The 2,493-nt window shown below is 55.2% G+C and carries 2 protein-coding genes and 1 pseudogene; 1 reads left to right on the top strand and 2 read right to left on the bottom strand.

The window, feature by feature from the left end; all coding sequences use genetic code 11:
- Nucleotides 1-179, bottom strand: a 179-nt coding sequence (locus tag INT21_RS12120; protein WP_193085255.1) for a transposase family protein, incomplete at its 3' end; no start/stop codon positions are given.
- A 225-nt stretch (nt 180-404) separates the two neighbouring features.
- On the opposite strand from INT21_RS12120, the gene INT21_RS12115 reads away from it, so the two are divergent.
- Nucleotides 405-1,682, top strand: coding sequence for a Y-family DNA polymerase (locus INT21_RS12115; RefSeq protein WP_193085254.1), 1,278 nt, complete (start codon nt 405-407; stop codon nt 1,680-1,682).
- A 421-nt stretch (nt 1,683-2,103) separates the two neighbouring features.
- Here INT21_RS12115 and INT21_RS12110 read toward each other — a convergent pair.
- Nucleotides 2,104-2,493 (bottom strand): annotated as a pseudogene (locus tag INT21_RS12110) (DEAD/DEAH box helicase); the annotation flags it as partial.

The raw sequence follows: 2,493 nt of genomic DNA, 5'->3' as shown, positions 1-2,493 counted from the left end.
TGTCTGAGAAAATCAAGTTTTGAGTGGCCAAAATCCTCGATTTCATCCCACCCCTCGGAGCCACAAATCACTGCACATACCACCAAAAACAGGATATCCGAAAGCTGATGTTGCACTTTCCAGGATTGCCTGAAGTCGGGAATAACAGACAAATGCTGAAACAGAGACGGCGCTGACATAGACGTTATCCAAGAGGGAAGCGCTTAGATGACCACATCAGACTGACCTCGTAAAGCGCTGAAAGCCGCATCATGGCGCGGGTTTTCATGCATTTTCCCTGGGCAACGTACCTACCTGAGCGCGAGTAACCCTGCTTATCAACCGATCCCTTTAGAAGGACGGGAGGCTCATGTGTGGGGCGTGGTGACCCATGTACTGCACAGTCTGCCAGGTGCCACGCCGTTATGATGGCCTTAGTCGATTGCAACAACTTCTATGTGAGCTGTGAGCGGGTGTTTAACCCCGCGCTAGAGGGGCGGCCTGTAGGCGTGCTGTCCAACAACGATGGCTGCATCGTGGCGCGCTCCAATGAACTCAAAGCACTGGGGGTTGAGATGGGCACTGCCAAACACCTACTATCGCCCTCGATCCGCCGCCAGATAACGCTTTTATCAAGCAATTACGCGCTGTATGGCGATATGAGCCGCCGTGTCACCGACGTGCTGGCAGAGTTTTCGCCGGACGTTGAGGTGTACTCGATTGATGAGTCTTTTGTGGGGTTTCATGGGTTTGATCCGGCGACGCTAGAAGCGCGCGGGCAACGGCTACGTCAGACCGTGCAGCAATGGACGGGGATTCCGGTATCGGTCGGCTTTGCGCCGACACGAGTACTGGCCAAAGTCGCTAACCATGCCGCAAAGAAACACCCCGTCTACCGAGACCAAGGCGTGTGCTTGTTAACCGCTGATAGCCCTGCGACGCAAGCGCTCCTCAAACAGCTACCGGTCACTGAACTCTGGGGTATTGCCCGCCGTACCGGCGAACGGTTACGTGTGATGGGGATAGAGACTGCCTGGCAGCTACGCGAAGCCGATCCCAAGCAGATACGGCGCCGGTTTAACGTGGTGCAAGAGCGCATTGTGTGGGAACTGCGAGGACAGCCGTCCATTCAACTGGATGATATGACCCAGCCCAAGCAACAAATTATGGTATCCCGCTCCTTTGGGTGTCTTACCAACAGCCCCCACGATCTGCGAGAAGCGCTTCGTCAGCACGCCGCACGAGCGGGTGAAAAGCTACGCGCACAGCACAGCGTTGCCAGCGCCGTGATGGTATTTGTGCGCACCAATGCGTTTAGACCTGACTTACCGCAATACCGTAATCGCGTGGTGGTGGCACTCGAACGCCCGACGGACGATAGCCGTGAGCTGATTCATGCCGCTACCCAAGGGCTCCGGCAGCTCTGGCGGAAGGGTTATGCGTACCATAAAGCGGGCGTGATGCTGCTCGACCTCTCCCCCAAAGCTAACCGCCAACTGACACTGACGGAAACACCGCAAACAGAGGAAGAAGCAAAGCGCAGCGAGCGGCTCATGGCCACTGTCGACAAGCTCAACCGGGAGTTAGGACGAGGGACGATACAGCTAGGGTTGCCCAGGACAGGCAACGCCTGGACATTGCGCTCCGAGCACCGCACGCCGCGCTACACCACACGCTGGGAAGAGTTGCCCGCTGTGCGGTAGACAGGCATCGCGAAAAAAGAAGCAAAAAGCGACCACCCTGAAGCTGCAAGGTGATCGCCGTTTCGTATGTCTCCGAGGGGAAGCATGCGCTAACAGATCTCAGAGCTCACACCATTAAGGTATCGGCGCCCATAGCATTGCGTCAATCAAAGGCCGCCTTAAAAACCACACAAAACAGATACAAAGGCCTGATTTATAAAAATTATCTTCAATTATCTGAAAAAGTATAATTGAGGATAATTAGGCTCTCGGCCGTCGAAAAGTGAGTGCGGCAAGCAATGGAAGACACTGTGACATTATGTAGGACTCACAAGGAAATCGGCATGCCAGTGGCACCGCCAGCTTGACCCCCTGTCCTATCGATGCACCCTCTTCTCGCTGGCATCGCCACACAGAAATCTTAAAGGTGACGATGCCATGGTTAGAGTTTCAGGGTGGCCAGATGCTCTATAAATCGCTGTGAAAACGCCATATCGTGCTCCCACTGTGCCTTCGCTGCAGCCGCAGCGGTCGTCGTCGTGGTCGATGCCCCAAACGCCACCGATACCGCCACATTGTCCACTTCCGCCGTCTCGCCATCAGAGCGAGTGACGTTATCTAGCGGTGCTCCTGGCACGGTATTGCCATACCCGGGTGTAGCAGGCGCCGAAGTCGGTGACGGCACCAAAGTGACAATCGCCTTTTCATCGGGAAGGTCGTCATCAATACGATGAGCATAGCGACGTAATAGCGACTCATTGAGCACAAACAGGAAACAGTCCGGGTCATGCAGGCCAAGGCGACGTATGACCCTCCCCAATACTTGGCGAAA

Source organism: Halomonas sp. 3F2F, from assembly GCF_014897805.1.
Lineage (GTDB): Bacteria > Pseudomonadota > Gammaproteobacteria > Pseudomonadales > Halomonadaceae > Vreelandella.
Note: the sequence above shows the minus strand (reverse complement) of the source record. Positions and strands in the feature narration are given on the sequence as shown.

Excerpts from the sequence above, each read along its gene's own strand:
- INT21_RS12115 (WP_193085254.1), top strand. The coding sequence starts at position 405 with ATGATGGCCTTAGTCGATTGCAACAACTTCTATGTGAGCTGTGAGCGG.